The 14,616-nt window shown below is 59.4% G+C and carries 14 protein-coding genes; 8 read left to right on the forward strand and 6 right to left on the reverse strand.

The window, feature by feature from the left end; translation table 11 throughout:
* Nucleotides 1-15 precede the first annotated feature (15 nt).
* Both tonB and ACORQT_RS13300 read right to left on the reverse strand, forming a co-directional pair.
* The gene (gene tonB / locus ACORQT_RS13295) at nucleotides 16-759 is read right to left on the reverse strand and encodes a TonB system transport protein TonB (RefSeq protein WP_033643281.1); all 744 of its coding nucleotides are present in this window, start codon (nucleotides 757-759) and stop codon (nucleotides 16-18) included.
* A gap of 235 nt (nucleotides 760-994) precedes the next feature.
* Nucleotides 995-1,648, reverse strand: coding sequence for an epoxyqueuosine reductase QueH (locus ACORQT_RS13300; RefSeq protein ID WP_444859178.1), 654 nt, complete (start codon nucleotides 1,646-1,648; stop codon nucleotides 995-997).
* 176 nt (nucleotides 1,649-1,824) lie between these two features.
* Between ACORQT_RS13300 and ACORQT_RS13305 the strand changes: the two genes are divergently transcribed.
* On the forward strand, nucleotides 1,825-2,121 hold the full coding sequence (locus ACORQT_RS13305; RefSeq protein ID WP_033643283.1) for a YciI family protein: 297 nt from the start codon (nucleotides 1,825-1,827) through the stop codon (nucleotides 2,119-2,121).
* A 109-nt stretch (nucleotides 2,122-2,230) separates the two neighbouring features.
* Here the strand turns inward: ACORQT_RS13305 and ACORQT_RS13310 are convergent, their stop codons facing one another.
* Nucleotides 2,231-3,085: a LysR family transcriptional regulator gene (locus ACORQT_RS13310; RefSeq protein WP_033650235.1), complete on the reverse strand. Its 855-nt coding sequence runs from the start codon at nucleotides 3,083-3,085 to the stop codon at nucleotides 2,231-2,233.
* Nucleotides 3,086-3,176: 91 nt separating this feature from the next.
* Between ACORQT_RS13310 and ACORQT_RS13315 the strand changes: the two genes are divergently transcribed.
* Nucleotides 3,177-4,136 carry a DMT family transporter gene (locus ACORQT_RS13315; RefSeq protein WP_164057226.1) on the forward strand — a complete coding sequence of 320 codons (960 nt, stop codon included), beginning with the start codon at nucleotides 3,177-3,179 and terminating at the stop codon, nucleotides 4,134-4,136.
* Between the two features lie 37 nt (nucleotides 4,137-4,173).
* On the opposite strand, the gene ACORQT_RS13320 is transcribed toward ACORQT_RS13315, so the two are convergent.
* Nucleotides 4,174-5,175, reverse strand: a complete 1,002-nt coding sequence (locus ACORQT_RS13320; protein ID WP_033643286.1) for a LacI family DNA-binding transcriptional regulator — start codon at nucleotides 5,173-5,175, stop codon at nucleotides 4,174-4,176.
* Between the two features lie 71 nt (nucleotides 5,176-5,246).
* Entirely contained in the window at nucleotides 5,247-5,801 is a 555-nt protein-coding gene (locus tag ACORQT_RS13325) for a D-lyxose/D-mannose family sugar isomerase (protein ID WP_164057227.1), read from the reverse strand.
* Between the two features lie 228 nt (nucleotides 5,802-6,029).
* Between ACORQT_RS13325 and ACORQT_RS13330 the strand changes: the two genes are divergently transcribed.
* The 5 genes from ACORQT_RS13330 to ACORQT_RS13350 are packed head-to-tail and all read left to right on the forward strand — an operon-like array spanning nucleotide 6,030 to nucleotide 12,185.
* A complete protein-coding gene (locus ACORQT_RS13330) occupies nucleotides 6,030-7,064 on the forward strand; it encodes an NAD(P)-dependent alcohol dehydrogenase (RefSeq protein ID WP_046687216.1) in 1,035 nt (344 codons plus the stop codon).
* Nucleotides 7,065-7,068: 4 nt separating this feature from the next.
* A complete protein-coding gene (gene xylB, locus ACORQT_RS13335) occupies nucleotides 7,069-8,586 on the forward strand; it encodes a xylulokinase (protein WP_164106198.1) in 1,518 nt (505 codons plus the stop codon).
* The gene (locus tag ACORQT_RS13340; protein WP_415640874.1) at nucleotides 8,580-10,088 is read left to right on the forward strand and encodes a sugar ABC transporter ATP-binding protein; all 1,509 of its coding nucleotides are present in this window, start codon (nucleotides 8,580-8,582) and stop codon (nucleotides 10,086-10,088) included. Before xylB ends, ACORQT_RS13340 begins: the two co-directional genes overlap by 7 nt.
* A gap of 18 nt (nucleotides 10,089-10,106) precedes the next feature.
* A complete protein-coding gene (locus ACORQT_RS13345; protein ID WP_033643291.1) occupies nucleotides 10,107-11,144 on the forward strand; it encodes an ABC transporter permease in 1,038 nt (345 codons plus the stop codon).
* Between the two features lie 33 nt (nucleotides 11,145-11,177).
* Nucleotides 11,178-12,185 carry a substrate-binding domain-containing protein gene (locus ACORQT_RS13350; protein WP_122016330.1) on the forward strand — a complete coding sequence of 336 codons (1,008 nt, stop codon included), beginning with the start codon at nucleotides 11,178-11,180 and terminating at the stop codon, nucleotides 12,183-12,185.
* A 142-nt stretch (nucleotides 12,186-12,327) separates the two neighbouring features.
* On the opposite strand, the gene ACORQT_RS13355 is transcribed toward ACORQT_RS13350, so the two are convergent.
* The gene (locus ACORQT_RS13355; RefSeq protein WP_164057230.1) at nucleotides 12,328-12,891 is read right to left on the reverse strand and encodes a TetR/AcrR family transcriptional regulator; all 564 of its coding nucleotides are present in this window, start codon (nucleotides 12,889-12,891) and stop codon (nucleotides 12,328-12,330) included.
* A 127-nt stretch (nucleotides 12,892-13,018) separates the two neighbouring features.
* Here ACORQT_RS13355 and smfY point away from each other — a divergent pair, with 127 nt between their 5' ends.
* Nucleotides 13,019-14,491 carry a multidrug efflux MFS transporter SmfY gene (smfY, locus tag ACORQT_RS13360; protein WP_072627535.1) on the forward strand — a complete coding sequence of 491 codons (1,473 nt, stop codon included), beginning with the start codon at nucleotides 13,019-13,021 and terminating at the stop codon, nucleotides 14,489-14,491.
* Nucleotides 14,492-14,616 lie beyond the last annotated feature (125 nt).

The raw sequence follows: 14,616 nt of genomic DNA on the forward strand, positions 1-14,616 counted from the left end.
TGGCGCAAACCGAAATCAGTTCATTTCGGTGGTGCCGTTCAGCTTGAAACGAATATTGACGATAAGATCCTTCGCTTCTTTGGCTTGATACCGCCATTTGCGCAGCGCCTGTTTCACTTCTCGCTCGAACATGTTGCGCGGCTCAGCCGACAAGATGCGCACGTTGGTCACGCGGCCATCGCTGTCGACATCGAACTGCACCCGCACGTTGCCTTCGATCTGCAAGGCTCTGGCGCGCGGCGGATAAATCGGTTCCGCACGGCTGATCGGTTTTGGCCCGACCTCGCGCGAGTTGCCCTGTACCGGCGCGGCGGGCGCTTGTTTCACCGGCGCTTTATCGATCGGTTTGGCCGGCGAGTCGTTATTGAACGGCGAAGGCTCGCGCGGCTCGACCTTCTTCGGCTCCGGTTTCACCGGTTTTTCTACCTTCGGCTTTGGCTTGGGCTTCGGTTTCGGCTTGACCGGCTCCGGCTTCACAATCGCCTTCGGCGGCGGCTCCACAATAGGTTCTGGTTCAGGTTCCGGCTCAGGTTCCACCTGCGGCGGCTCCGGTTCTGCCGGAGCAGGCGGCGGCGGTTCAGCCATCGCGGCGGTGTTGACCATCATGACGCTGATCGGCGCCTCTTCAGGCTTTGGCAGCTCAACCACTTCTTTTACCGAAGCGTAAAGCAGTCCCGCCACCAGGGCGCTGTGCAGGCCTACGGACAGGACGAAAGGCACGGATATACGGCGATTAAGGAACATCTTTTTTAGCGGCATAATGATTCTGTTTCCTCTGGTTCGCCAAGTTTAAATGCAAATAGCAATCATATTCAATAACGAAAGGCAAACTATCGCTTTAATCGTCAGTCTCCGCGGCGAAAACCAGCAAACTCATAAGGATATTAACCTGAACGTTGCTTTTTTACCGCCGAATCAACACGCTTCGTTAACGTTCAGACGGCGTTAAAAAATAAAAAACCCGCCGTAGCGGGTGGATTGCGGTGATTAAGCGTTATTCTTCATCACCATAGTAGAGCACGCCCAGTTTGATCAGCGGCCGCCCTTGCGCTTTGCGATGCAGGTTGGTGTCGCGCAGCGAATAGACACAGCCGCAGTATTCCTGCTGATAGAAGCGTTCGCGCTTGCTGATCTCTATCATGCGGGCCGCGCCGCCCTTCTTGCGCCAGTTGTAATCCCAATACACCAGATCGGGATACTTTTCCGCCGCCCGAATGCCGCAGTCGGTAATCTGCTGCATGTTCTTCCAGCGCGAGATACCGAGCGAGCTGGAGATGGTGTCGTAACCGTGCTCATGCGCATACAGCGCCGTGCGCTCAAAACGCATGTCGAAGCACATGGTGCAGCGAATGCCGCGCTCCGGCTCATATTCCATGCCCTTGGCGCGTTCGAACCAGTTGTCGGTGTCATAATCGGCATCGATGATCGGCACCCCGTGCTTTTCGGCGAAACGGATGTTCTCTTCCTTACGCAGCAAATACTCTTTTTGCGGGTGAATGTTGGGGTTATAGAAGAAAATAGCGTACTCGATGCCGGACGCCTGGATCGCTTCCATCACCTCGCCGGAACAGGGCGCACAGCAAGAATGCAGCAGCAGTTTGCTTTTGCCCGCAGGCAAATCGAGTTTTTCCCTTACCAGTTCCGTCATGTCCTCACCTCAATGGCATATCTGTTTAAGCGCGCCGCACTATACGAATAAAAAGTAGCGGCTTCAAGGCATAAGCGCCAATCCCCCCCATAAATTCACCGCGCGCCGTTCCCCTGCCGCGCCTTTTGCGCTACCTTGGTAGCACCGTTTTATAGCCATGATTTTACAGGTGAAATATGCTTTATCTGATCTACGCGCAAGACGTTCCCCACTCACTGGAAAACCGTCTGGCGGTGCGCCCGGCACATCTGGCGCGCCTGCAGGCGCTGCGTGACGCCGGCCGTCTGGTGGTCGCCGGCCCCAACCCGGCCATCGACAGCAACGATCCCGGCGCCGCCGGCTTCACCGGTTCAACGGTGATCGCCGAGTTCGCCTCACTGGCGGAAGCCCAGGCCTGGGCGCAGCAGGATCCGTACGTCGCCGCCGGCGTCTACGCCGACGTGACGGTGAAGCCGTTCAAACAGGTGTTCTGATCTCCAGCCCTCCGAATACCGGGAACGCCCCGCTATACGGCGTTTCCGGCGCTAGCCACACCTCTGCTTGACCGTCGCGCTCGGGTCGTCTTCCCCACGCGGTCGATATTCATGTTCCGCCCCGGAAATACTCACCGATAACGCTTTCCAGCATCGCCACCGCCGATTGACCGGCGGCAGCGGCAGAGCGCAGCAGCTGCACTTCGTGCGGAGCGACCGACGGCAATTCGTCGAGGATCCGCATCGCCGCCGTCACGCGTGCGCGGTCGAGCAGCGTGACGGCCAATCCTGCCTCGACGGCGGCAGCCACCACGCTGGCCGATGGGCTGCTCACAACCACTCGCCAATGCCTTCCCGCCCCGCTCAATGCATCGATCATAGCCTCTCGGTAAGGGCAATCGGCGGCATGCAACGCCAATGGTATCGGTTGGGCCATATCCAGCGCCAACCGGCGGCCGCCAACCCAAACCGGCGCAGTCACCGCAAGCGGCATCTGGCGCAGTCCCCCCATCGGCAGCACCGCCAACGCCAGCTGTAGCCGGTTGCGCCCGATCTGTTCAACCAACGCCTGGCTGGCGGCCGTAGACACCTCCAGCATCACCGCAGGAAAACGGGTGGCAAACGCCGGCAGCACATCGCGCATGACATGTGATGCGTATTCATCAGGCACTCCCAGCTTGATATGTCCACTCAGCGGTGCGCCCTGCAGCTCACGCAGAATATCGTCGTGGGCATTCAACAGCCCGAGCGTCGAGGCCAGCAGTTTGTCGCCTAAGGGCGTCAACACGACGGACTGATTGTCGCGCTCCAGCAAGCGGCCGCCCACGACCTGTTCCAGACGCTGAATATGAACGCTCACCGCGGCTGGGCTGCGATGAACAAAGGCCGCCGCCGCACGAAATTGCCCCAAACGGGCGATAGCGTGAAAAGTGCGCAAAAGATTAATGTCCAGGGTTGGCCGCATGGTTTAACTCCATTAAACAACTGAACGAAAATTATTCGATTTATTAAATTATAGCGGCTCACTACCCTTGGGGAAAAAGGAGAAGATCACCATGCCCCTGTCAGAATTTCGTCCACCTGCCTGCCGCGATAAGGTGGGCGACAAAGCCGCCGTCTGGTTGCCGGCCGCGGAAGTCCTGCTGATCGTCGCCTGGAGCTCGGGCTTTGTCGGCATCCGTTTCGCCGCCGATTACGCGCCGGTGTTGCTGGTGGCGTTCTGGCGCTGTGTCGTGGTCGCTTTACTGCTGATGCCGTTTAGCCTTCGCGCCATCAGGCGCTCCTCGCCGCAGTCGGTAGCCGCTCACGCCGGGATCGGGCTGCTCGCCATGACCGGATACCTGACCGGCGTCAGTAAAGGCATCGAGTACGGCGTGCCGACCGGGTTGGCCGCGCTCATCGCCGATTTGCTCCCTCTCGGCACCGCACTCTTGAACATGCTGTTTCAACGCCGGCTGCCCGATGGCCGCGTCTGGCTCGGCCTGGCATTAGGCTCCCTCGGGGTAATATTGGCGACGGGCGGTGCTATTTCCTGGGGAAGTGCGCCATTGTGGAGCTACCTGTTGCCGCTGGCGGGGATGCTGTCACTGGCACTGGCGACGCTGTGGCAGCAACGGCTGCCGCAGGCGCAAGCGGTAAGCCTGCCCGCCAGGTTGGGGATACAAAGCGCGATTTCAGCGCTGGCTTTTACCCCACTGGCAGGCGCAGAAAGCCCGCTGCTGCCAACCATGACGACAGGGTTGGTTATTGGCGTGCTTTGGACCGCGCTTTTGGCCACCCTGGCCGGTTACGGTTTGTATTGGTTCTGCCTTAGGCATACCTCTGCATTGCGTGTGACGAGCCTGCTGTTCCTCAGCCCCTTCGTCACCTTCTGCTGGGCATGGTTAATGTTCGATGAGCCCCTTTCCTGGCCCATGCTGCTGGGCGCAGCAACGGCGGGGAGCGGCTTGTGGCTGCTTATCCGCCCCCCGATGAGGGGCCGGACTGAACGCGCTGAAATGAATAATGGCAGATAAGGTTAACGGAGATGCCGGCTACACGTTGCCGGCACCGTTACACGACGAGTTTTCCCCGTACCACCACCTTGCCCGGTTTTATCTCGGGATCGGCAATACGGCGGATCGCCAGATTCAACGCTTGCCAGGCGATCTCTTGCAAGTCGTGTGACACGCAGGGGAAATGGAAACCGTAGATCTCGGCATGTGAAACCTCATCGATGCTGAACAACGACACGTCCTGCATCAACGGCAACCGATGTTCGATACAGGCCTTGATGATGCCCAGCGAGATCTGGTTATTGCAGCCGACGAAAAAATCGGGGGCGGGGTTATTGGCCAGCCAGCGGCTCGTCTCTTGCCAGGCGACATCCATAAAGAAATCGGCATACCGCACGTCGAGCGAAGCCACCTTCCCTTGCAATGCCGCCTGCAAGCCAGTGACCCTGTCACGCGCAACGTTGGAATTCTCCGGCCCGGAGATCACCACCACCCGCTGCGCCTGCTGTTCCAGAAGCCAACGCCCCGCCTGAAGGCCGCAATCCAGATTATCAATATACACCCCGCTGCAGTGGTGACTCTCCAATTCCCGATCGATCAACACCACCGGTATATTGAGCGTTTCCAGACGTTTGAGGTAGGAAGGCCGGTACAGATGATCGTTGGAAATGACCGAGAGAATAATCGCATCGACGTTGTAGCCAATGAGTTTGTCGATGATCCTGTCTTCGCTTTCCTGAGACTCATAGGAGTCGAACACCAGCGTGTCGTACCCCATCTTTTGCGCTTCAAGCGTCATCAGGCGCGTCAGGCCGCCAAAGAATGGGTTGGCCATGTCGGGGTTGACGATGCCAATGGTTCTGCTGCTTTTCGCCCGCAGATTGCGCGCCGCGGCATTGACCACGTAACCGAGTTCGGCGGCGGTCTCCCGAATTCTCCTCAACGTTTCCGGATGGACCTTGTCCGGCTGTGAAAATGCCCGCGAAGCGGTTATTTTGCTGACGTTCGCCTGTGCGGCGACGCTAGCCAGCGTCGCTTTCCGTCCTCGACCCACGGCCAAATGCAGCTCCTTAGCTTGAATGTATCATTTTGTATCATTCCCGGCATCATGACAGAACTTTGTTCTTGGCGCTAATGGTTTACGCCGGCAAGACGGTTAATTCGCGGATCGGTAAAAATATCCAGCTCGTCACGGCTCTCGGAAGAGAACTCGGACACCACCGCGCCCTGCTTCCCCGCCTGAAACCAGTGACGGGTATTGGGCGCAATGGTGTATTGTTCCCCCGGCCGCAAGAGGATATAGCGATGACAGGTATACCACTGCTCCGCGCCCTCTGGCACCCGGCATACCGGTTGGCCGCCGCGATCGTTGGGCGCCAGACTTTCATCATCGACAAACAAAAACACCTCTCCCCAACGGCAACGGAACGTCTCTTGCTTGCCGGGCGTGCCGGCAAAGGGAGGGTGTAAATGTTCCGGGCAAGTCTGCCCAGGAAACAGCACCAGCTCTTTCGCGCAATACCGAGGTGAGTTGACGTAGGTCAGCAGCTGCAACCCGGACGCGGGATAGTCGGCCAGACCAAACGTCGCAATTTCAATGCGTTGCTGTTCTTCTTCGGTCAAGATAATGTCCGCCTGGCGCAAATACTCCAGCGTAGCGGCTCTGGCGCTTTGTTGTTTGTTCATCATTCCCCCGGCAAAGTAACGGTATCGATATCAACATGCCGATATTAAAACCGTCATTGCCACGCCGATTTTGTGACCACCGTCGCTATATTGAATAACAACCCGCCAGCAAAATTAACTCTCGTCGAGTAATTCCAACATTGATCACAGTTTAACCACCCGCATTGGCTCACTATCGCCGCATTGAAATGATATCGTTACCATAAAAATGATTCACCAGGAGGCAATATGAAAGCATTAGTGCTGGCCAAAGCAGGGGAAATCGCTATCGAGGACGTCCAACTGGCCGAAACGCTGGGGCCCGACGATGTACAGATAAAAATTCATTCCGTGGGCATCTGCGGCAGCGATGTGCACTATTACCAGCATGGCCGCATTGGCCCGTTTGTGGTCAAAGCCCCGATGGTGCTCGGCCATGAGGCCGCCGGCGTGGTGCTCGCGACAGGTGAAAACGTCACTCACCTCAGCGTCGGCGATCGCGTTTGCATGGAGCCCGGCATTCCCGACCTCAACTCGGCGCAGACGCGCGCCGGGATTTACAACCTGGACCCCGCCGTTCGCTTCTGGGCGACGCCGCCGGTGCACGGCTGTTTGCGCGAAACCGTCATCCACCCCGCCGCATTCACGTTCAAACTGCCGGACAACGTCAGTTTCGCTGAAGGCGCCATGGTTGAACCCCTGGCCATCGGCATGCAAGCGGCCACCAAAGCCGGGATCAAACCCGGCGATATCGCGCTGGTGATCGGCGCTGGGCCGATCGGCGTGGTCACCGCCCTCGCGGCGCTGGCGGGTGGCTGCTCGGACGTCATTATCTGCGACCTGTTTGACGAGAAACTCGCCGTGGCGGCCAGCTATGAAGGGCTGCACGCCGTCAATATCAAAACCGGCGACCTGGCGGGTAAAGTGGCTGCGCTCACCAGCGGCAATGGCGTCGATATCGTGTTTGAATGCAGCGGCGCAAAACCGGCTATCGCTACGCTGGCCGAACATGCGGCGCCAGGGGCGACCGCCGTGCTGGTCGGCATGCCGATCGACGCCGCGCCGATGGATATCGTCGCCGCGCAGGCCAAGGAAATCACCTTCAAGACCATTTTCCGCTACGCCAACATGTATCCGCGCACGCTGCGGCTGTTGAGCAGCGGCAAATTGCGCGTCCAGCCGCTGATAAGCCAAACCTACAAATTCTCCGACAGCGTGGCCGCCTTCGAGCGCGCGGCGGCGGGACATGCCTCGGACATCAAAATCATGCTGGAAATGGAGTGATCCTATGGCGCTCTATGCTGGCATAGACTGCGGTACGCAAGGCACGAAAGTCGTGATTGTCGACAGCACACAGGGCGTGATCCTCGGTGAGGGCAGCGCCCCTCACCGCCTCATCAGCCAAGCCAATGGCCGGCGCGAACAAGAGGCCGACTGGTGGATTGAGGCATTGGTCACCGCGTTTCACCAAGCCGTGACTAACGCCGGTATTGATGCCGGGGAAATTAACGCTCTCGGGGTCTCGGGCCAACAGCATGGATTTGTGCCGCTGGACGCAGACGGCAACGTGCTGCACAGCGTCAAGCTGTGGTGCGATACCGAAACCGCGGAGGAAAACGAACTGCTGCTGCAGCGGCTCGGCGGCGCCAAGGGCTCGCTGGACAAGCTCGGCCTGCGGCTCGCCACCGGTTATACCGCGTCAAAAATCCTTTGGTTCAAGACGCACCATCCGGCGCTCTGGGCAAAACTGCACACCGTGCTGCTGCCGCATGATTATTTGAACTTCTGGCTGACCGGGGAGCGTGTAGCGGAATATGGCGATGCTTCCGGCACCGGGCTGTTCGATGTGCGCGCCCGTAGCTGGAGTCAAGCCGCCGTCAATCTTATCGATGACAGCGGCCGTTTATGGCATGCCCTGCCGCCGCTCAAAAGCGCGGAATGCTGCATCGGCACGGTGCGCCCCTTCGCGGCGGAAAAGCTCGGCCTTGGCCCGGCAGTTCGGGTCTCGACCGGCGGCGGCGACAACATGATGGCGGCTATCGGTTCCGGCAACATCGAGGCCGGCACCGTTACCCTAAGCCTGGGCACCTCCGGCACGCTATTCGCCTGGTCCGCCGCGCCCGTCGTGGCGGAATCCGACATGATTGCCGGTTTCTGCTCCAGCACCAACGGGTGGCTGCCCTTGATATGCACCATGAATGTCACCTCGGCCACCACGGCCATGCAGACGCTGCTGGACGAAGATCTTGACGGCTTTAACCGCTTATTGGCGCAGGCGGCGCCGGGTGCCGGCGGCGTCGAGATGCTGCCGTTCTTCAACGGCGAACGCGTTCCCCCGCTGCCCCACGCGCGCGCCAGCCTGCATAACCTCGATAGCGACAATTTTACTCGCGCCAATCTCTGCCAGGCGGTGGTTGAAAGCGCCACCTACGGCCTGCGCTATGGCATCGAGCTGTTTCGCCGCCAGGGCATCGAAACGCGCGAGATCCGCCTCACCGGCGGCGGCGCCCGCAGCGCCGCCTGGCGACAAATCGTCGCGGACGTGATGGGGTGCCCGGTGGTCTGCCTGAATGTCAAAGAGACCGCCGCGCTGGGCGGCGCCATTCAAGCGATGTGGGCGACGTCGTTGGCCGATCGCCCGCACCAGAACGCCGCCGGGCTCTTGGCAGAACTGTGCCAACGCTTCGTTTCCCTGGATGAAGCCACGCGCACGACGCCAAACGCCGACAGGCAAACGCAATACGAGACGCTTTATCAACGGTACCTGCAGCGTTTGCAGCGGACATACCCGGAGGTTCAATCGTGACGCGAGATCCCCATACGCAAGCCCCTGCCTACCTGCTGGAAGTCAGCGGCGTCAGGAAAGCCTTTGGTCCGGTCGTGGCGCTCAAGAACGCCGAGTTTTGCCTGCGGCGCGGATCCATCCATGCCCTGTGCGGCGGCAACGGCGCGGGGAAATCCACCTTTCTCAGCATTCTGATGGGCTTTATTCAACCCGATGGCGGCGACATTTTTATCAATGGTCAACGCTGTGAATTTCATCATCCCCGGGAAGCCCTCAATGCCGGCATCGCCATCGTGCAGCAGGAGCTGAGCGCGATCCCGGATCTGACGGTGGCCGAAAACATTTGGCTGGGCCGCGAGCCGAGACGCCTGGGTTTCGTCGACTTTGCGACACTCAACCAACGCACCACCCATCTGCTCAAGGAACTTGATTTCAAGATCGACGCCCGAGAAAAAATGCGCAACCTGAGCGTCGCCGAGCAGCAACTGGTCGAGATCGCCAAAGCGCTGTCGCACGCCAATGCCGACATCATCATCATGGATGAACCCACCTCGGCGATTGGCGAAGAGGATGCGCAAAAAATCTTTCAGACGCTTCAGCAGCTGGCGGCGAAAGGTAAAGGCATTATCTACGTCTCCCACCGTTTGTCCGAGATATTCCAAATCGCGGACAGCTACACCATTTTCCGCGACGGCGCCTATATCCATGAGGGCTATATCGCCGACATTACCCGCGAGCAGTTGATCGAACACATTATCGGCGGCGAGTACGACAGCGAGTTCGCCAAGTTCAATCAACCCGGCGAAGAGGTCTTGCTGGAGGTCAACGGACTGTGTTGGCGCAGCAAGATAAAGGATATCAGCCTGCAACTGAAGCACGGTGAGATCCTGGGCATCTACGGCCTGGTGGGATCGGGCCGCAGCGAGTTTCTCGATCTTATCTTCGGCATTCAGCATGCCGACGCCGGCACGATTCGCTTGGGCGACAAGACGCTGAACCGCCATTCCCCGCGAGAGGCCATCGATAGCGGCATTGCCTACGTGACGGAAGATCGCAAGGAAACCGGCCTGGTGCTGTGCCGTTCCGTCAGTGAGAACATCAATATCGCCTCTTTTGCCGGCATCAGCCGAATGGGGTTCGTCAGCGAGAAACGGGAGCAGGCGCGAACCCGCGACATGATCCAGCGCTTTAACGTTAAAACCCACGATGGCGAACAGCCCGTGGGCAACCTGAGCGGCGGCAACCAGCAAAAAGTGGTGCTGGGCCGCTGGGCGCTGCTGGATCCGGAGGTTTTGCTGCTCGACGAACCGACGCGCGGTATCGACGTCGGCGCCAAGAAAGAGATCTATCGATTTATGTCGGAGTTCGCCTTGCAAAACAAAGGGATCATCATGGTTTCCTCCGAGCTTTCGGAAATTATCGGCATGAGCGATCGCATCCTGGTGTTTCGTGACGGGCAGTTGGCCGGCGAGCTTGCGGCAGCCGATGCGACTCAGGCAGCACTGATGAAACTTGCGGTTTAACAGAGAGAGAAAAACAAAATGAGCAGCGCCCACTCCTTATCACCAGGAATGTCATTTTTCACCCGCAATAAGCGCCGTATGCACAAATACGGCATTATCATCGCCTTCTTCGCGCTGTGCCTGATCGTGGCGCTGATTGGCGAATATCAGGTCGCCCAGGGGGCCTGGAGCAGCAATTATTTTCTCAGCAATGAAAACACCCTGATCGTACTGCGCCAGGTCTCGATCAACGGCATTCTGGCGATAGGCATGACCTTCGTCATCATCACGGCAGGCGTCGATCTCTCCGTCGGCTCGGTGCTGGCGTTAAGCGGCATCGTCGCCGCCCGCTTCGCCACCAACAATAGCGGATTGGCTATCGGCGATACCGCGACCGCCGTTATGGCGCCGCTGATCGTGGCGCTGGGGATCGGCATCGTCTGCGGCCTGGTGAACGGCACCGTGTTGGCTCGCTACCGGCTGCAGCCGTTTATCGTCACCATGGGCATGCTCTCCGCGGCGCGCGGGTTAACCATGTTGACCACCAACGGCAATCCAGTATCGCAATTGAACAGCGATTTCCGCTGGTTAGGCAATGGCTATGTCGGCGGCGTTCCGGTGCCCGTCATCATCTTCATCGTGCTGTTCGCCCTCGCCTGGCTCGTGCTGAATAAAACCCTCTTCGGGCGCTACATCTACGCCGTCGGCGGCAACCCGAAAAGCGCGCGCACCTCGGGGATTAACGTCACGCGCATCAAAATACTGGTGTATACGCTGTGCGGCGCGCTGGCCGGCATCGCCGGCCTGATCCTCACCGCGCGCACCGGTTCGGCGCAAACCAACGCCGGCGCTGGGTATGAGCTGGACGCCATCGCGGCGGTGGTGATCGGCGGCACCAGCATGGCCGGCGGCGTCGGTACGCTGGTCGGCACCTTCTTCGGCGTGCTGATTATCGGGGTGATGAATAACGGCCTCGATCTGCTCGGCGTGCAATCGTACTACCAACAAATTATCAAAGGCGCATTGATCGTTCTTGCCGTCTTGCTCGACCCATCGCGTAAGCAACAGCGCGATTAATAACATCAGACCCAACTCTACCAGGAGAAAACCATGAATAAGACCAAGATAGCGTTGTTTGCCTCTGCCATGCTGTTCGGCAGCCTGTCGGCGGCTCAGGCCGCCCCGGTTAAAATCGCGGTATTGATGTACGGCAACAAAGCCGAGTTCGTGCAATTGATGGAAAGGTTCGGGAAAGAACACCCGGCGGTGAAAAGCGGCGAAGCGGTGCTGACCTTCTACGATGGGCGTTATGATGCATCGGTGCAAAACGATCAGGCCGCCACCGCTATCCAAACGCGCGCCGATGCCATTATCGTCAACCCGATGGATTTTGAGGCCAATATCGATATCGTCACTAATGCCAACGAAGCCAAAATCCCGGTGGTGGTCACCAACGCGCGCCTGAACACGGACGCGATGACGTCTGAAGTGGTGTCTAATGACGAGTTGGGGGGATACCTGGAAGCCAAAGCCGTACTGGACAAACTCGACTGCAAGAACCAGAAGGTGAACGTGGTGATTATCGAAGGCCCGAAAGGCGGCAGCGGCGAGATCCAGCGCGGCAAGGGCAATGATAAAGCGATTGCCGAGTGCGGCGCCGGCCAGGTGACCGTGCTTGAACGTAAAACGGCCAACTGGTCACGCGCTGAAGCGCAGCCGCTGATGGAAAACTGGCTGCAGAAACACCGGGGCAAAATCAACGGCGTGATTGGCCAGAACGACGAGATGGCGCTGGGCGCCATCGAAGCGATTAAAGGGGCCGGCCTGAACGTGAAAGACTTTGCCATTGCGGGCGTCGACGGCGTTTCCGACGCGATTCATGCGGTGCAGGCCGGTGAAATGGTCTCTATCCTGCAAGATGCCAAAGGCCAGATGCAGGGTTCCATCGACGTCGCGCTGCGCGCCGTGAAAGGGGAAAGTTATCAACCACAGTCGGATATCTGGAAACAGTACGCCAAAGATCTGAAATGGCAAGGCGGCACGCAGAAGCATTATTATATTCCGTGGACCGTCGTCACCGCAGAGAATGCCCAGCAACTGTTGGACGCGCGCAAGTAATGTCCGGCGCCCCCTGCACTCAGGGGGCCTTTGCTCCGAAGCTTGCCGCAGGCAAAAAAAAGCCAGCACGGAGGGGCTGGCTAAAAAGTTCTTCGAGGGAATATCTTGTGCGATAAACATACGCCTTTCGCCGCACGCTTTACTAGCTATCAGTGCGATAGGCGCTGCCCGTTAAAATCAACGCCTGCATATCGGCGAACATCGTTTCCCATTCCGCCTGGCCGATATCCATCAAACCGAAATAACGCAGCATAAAGGCGCCTTCGGTGGCCAAAAACGCCAGCCGCGCGCGCTTACCCTCTTCGGTAGTCAAATCCAGCTCGGCGATGCGGCTGCGATACCATTCGCGCGTGCTCGCCAGATGCTCCGGCGTTTGAATCAGCGTCGCCATCAACCCGGCAGCCTTGGCGCTGGCGGTCTGATCCGAACTTTGGGTAGCCAACATATGCGCCCGCACGCTGGTCTGCGGCGAAGGATCGTCGCCGGCGATCTCCGCGAACAGCGTTTCATAGGCGCTGCCCCAGCGATCGAACATTGCGTCAATCAGGGCGTCTTTGCTGCCGAAGCAATACTGCACCCCGCCCTTGGAGATCCCCATCGCTTTGGCGACGGCGTCGATGGTCAAACCGGCGGCGCCCTGGGTGGCGACAATCTCTTCGGCGGTGTCCAAAACCTTGTCGCGATCGATGCTGCGTTGACGTCCCATTAAGAAACCCTTCTTTTCAATACGAACGTATGGATATATATTATCACCAGTATACCACCCGGCATCGCCGGAGGGTTACCGCAATGGCGGCGCCTTCGCGCCGCCCACGTAAACTGGATTATGACTTATGTACGCCAAGAACCGCTGGTTGATCCTGACGATGGTCGCCAGCGCCCTTTTCCTGATTGTTATCGACATGACGGTGCTCTATACCGCTCTGCCACGTTTAACCCAGGCGCTGGACGCCAGCGCCTCGCAAAAACTCTGGATCGTCAACGCCTACCCGCTGGTGGTCGCCGGGCTGCTGCCCGGCGCCGGCATGCTGAGCGATCGCGTCGGCCATAAGCGGCTGTTTCTCGCCGGGCTGCCGGTGTTTGCCGTCGCTTCGCTGTGCGCCGCCTTTTCGCCCACCGCCGAATGGCTGATCGCCGCACGGGTGTTCCTCGCCGTTGGCGCGGCAATGATGATGCCCGCCACGCTGTCCATCGTGCGCCACGTCTTTACCGACGAACGCGAACGCGCGCTGGCGATCGGCATCTGGGCCTCGGTGGCCTCGGGCGGCGCGGCCATCGGCCCGGTGGTCGGCGGCCTGCTGCTGGAGTATTTCTGGTGGGGATCGGTGTTCCTGATCAACGTACCGGTGGTGTTGCTGGTCTGGCCGCTGGCGTGGAAACTGATCCCCCGCTGCGGCGGCGATAACCCACGTCCCGCCGATATCGTCGGCTCGGTGCAGATCATGATCGGTCTGGTCGGCGCTATCTATGCGCTGAAGGAACTGAGTAAGCCGGCGCCTGACGTCAGCGCGTTGCTCGCAGCGGCCCTGATCGGCATCCTGTTCCTGGCGCTGTTCGTGCGTCGCCAGCAGCGCAGCGCCCACCCGATGATCGATTTCTCCCTGTTTCGCAACCGGCTGTTCGCCGGCGGCATCGGCGTGGCGCTGCTGTCGATGGTGGCCCTGATCGGCGTCGAGCTGGTGCTCAGCCAGCGATTGCAACTGGTGCTCGGCCTCAGTCCGCTGCAGGCGGCGCTGTTTATTTTGCCGATTCCGCTGGCCTCGGCGCTGGCGGGGCCGATGGCCGGTTTACTGTTGCCGCGCTATGGCGAACGCAGCATCATCCTCGGCGGTTTCGCCCTGACCGCCTTCGGCATCGCCGCCCTCGCCCTGTTGTATCAAAGCAGCATGGCGCTGCAGCTGGTGAGCCTGGCGTTGGTGGGCTTTGGTCTCGGCGGCGTGATCACCGCCGCGTCCACCGCCATCATGCTGAACGCGCCGGAGGAGAAATCCGGTATGGCGGCCTCTATCGAAGACGTCTCCTACGAGCTGGGCGGCGTACTGGGCGTGACGTTGCTCGGCGGGCTGATGACGGCGGTCTACAGCCATAGTCTGGCGCTGCCGGCGGAGCTGCCGGTCAGCGAGTTGGCCTACGACAGCATCGACGAGGCGTTGCGCCTGGCGGCCGGGATGGCGGCCGATCGCGCGCAGCAGCTGACGCAGTTGGCGCGTTTGGCCTTCGATCGCGCGTTTATCATGGTACTGATCGCCGCCGCGCTGTTAATGGCGCTGGGCGCCGGCGTGGTAAAACTGGCGCTGCGCAAGTAACCGATAAAAGCGGCTTTTTTCGCCTGCGGATCCTGCGTAAACTGATTCGGCAATTTGCTCGACGGATTTATCGTCATCGGTTTGAGCGATGGCAATGATGCCTGTTATCGTGTTTAACCCTGCGA

The organism is Serratia sp. (in: enterobacteria), assembly GCF_052400455.1.
GTDB lineage: Bacteria > Pseudomonadota > Gammaproteobacteria > Enterobacterales > Enterobacteriaceae > Serratia > Serratia ureilytica.

Excerpts from the sequence above, each read along its gene's own strand:
- tonB (WP_033643281.1), bottom strand. The coding sequence starts at position 759 with ATGCCGCTAAAAAAGATGTTCCTTAATCGCCGTATATCCGTGCCTTTC.
- ACORQT_RS13300 (WP_444859178.1), bottom strand. The coding sequence starts at position 1,648 with ATGACGGAACTGGTAAGGGAAAAACTCGATTTGCCTGCGGGCAAAAGC.
- ACORQT_RS13305 (WP_033643283.1), top strand. The coding sequence starts at position 1,825 with ATGCTTTATCTGATCTACGCGCAAGACGTTCCCCACTCACTGGAAAAC.
- ACORQT_RS13310 (WP_033650235.1), bottom strand. The coding sequence starts at position 3,085 with ATGCGGCCAACCCTGGACATTAATCTTTTGCGCACTTTTCACGCTATC.
- ACORQT_RS13315 (WP_164057226.1), top strand. The coding sequence starts at position 3,177 with ATGCCCCTGTCAGAATTTCGTCCACCTGCCTGCCGCGATAAGGTGGGC.
- ACORQT_RS13325 (WP_164057227.1), bottom strand. The coding sequence starts at position 5,801 with ATGAACAAACAACAAAGCGCCAGAGCCGCTACGCTGGAGTATTTGCGC.
- ACORQT_RS13330 (WP_046687216.1), top strand. The coding sequence starts at position 6,030 with ATGAAAGCATTAGTGCTGGCCAAAGCAGGGGAAATCGCTATCGAGGAC.
- xylB (WP_164106198.1), top strand. The coding sequence starts at position 7,069 with ATGGCGCTCTATGCTGGCATAGACTGCGGTACGCAAGGCACGAAAGTC.
- ACORQT_RS13345 (WP_033643291.1), top strand. The coding sequence starts at position 10,107 with ATGAGCAGCGCCCACTCCTTATCACCAGGAATGTCATTTTTCACCCGC.
- ACORQT_RS13350 (WP_122016330.1), top strand. The coding sequence starts at position 11,178 with ATGAATAAGACCAAGATAGCGTTGTTTGCCTCTGCCATGCTGTTCGGC.
- ACORQT_RS13355 (WP_164057230.1), bottom strand. The coding sequence starts at position 12,891 with ATGGGACGTCAACGCAGCATCGATCGCGACAAGGTTTTGGACACCGCC.
- smfY (WP_072627535.1), top strand. The coding sequence starts at position 13,019 with ATGTACGCCAAGAACCGCTGGTTGATCCTGACGATGGTCGCCAGCGCC.